This is a genomic window from Acinetobacter sp. UBA6526, from assembly GCF_002434875.1.
GTDB classification, from domain to species: domain Bacteria; phylum Pseudomonadota; class Gammaproteobacteria; order Pseudomonadales; family Moraxellaceae; genus Acinetobacter; species Acinetobacter venetianus.
Map to the genome: position 1 here is coordinate 2,005 of NZ_DJLC01000116.1, position 456 is coordinate 2,460.

Sequence of the window (456 nt, forward strand, 5' to 3'; positions counted from 1 at the left end):
TGTCAGATGAATGAGTATGACAGTCATCGTATGGCAGATTTATTAGGTGATTCTCATGGTTACGTACTCACCACGAATCCGAATGAGGCCGACATTTTATTGATGAACACTTGCTCGATCCGTGAGAAAGCACAAGAGAAAGTATTTAGTGAACTTGGTCGTTGGCGTAAATTAAAAGAACAAAATCCAGAATTAGTCATCGGTGTCGGTGGCTGTGTTGCATCACAAGAAGGTGACAACATCCAAAAACGTGCGCCTTACGTGGATATGGTTTTTGGCCCACAGACTTTGCACCGCTTGCCGCAAATGTTAGATCAACATCATTCACAGGCTGAAAAGCCCAAGAAAGAAAAAATCAAATTAGTTGATATTTCATTCCCTGATATTGAGAAGTTTGACTTCTTACCTGAACCTCGTGTTGAAGGTTTTAAAGCATTCGTTTCGATCATGGAAGGT

1 pseudogene is annotated in these 456 nt (G+C 41.0%); it reads left to right on the forward strand.

What is annotated here, in order from left to right:
- A pseudogene (locus B4237_RS07780) lies at nt 1–456 on the forward strand (tRNA (N6-isopentenyl adenosine(37)-C2)-methylthiotransferase MiaB); the annotation flags it as partial.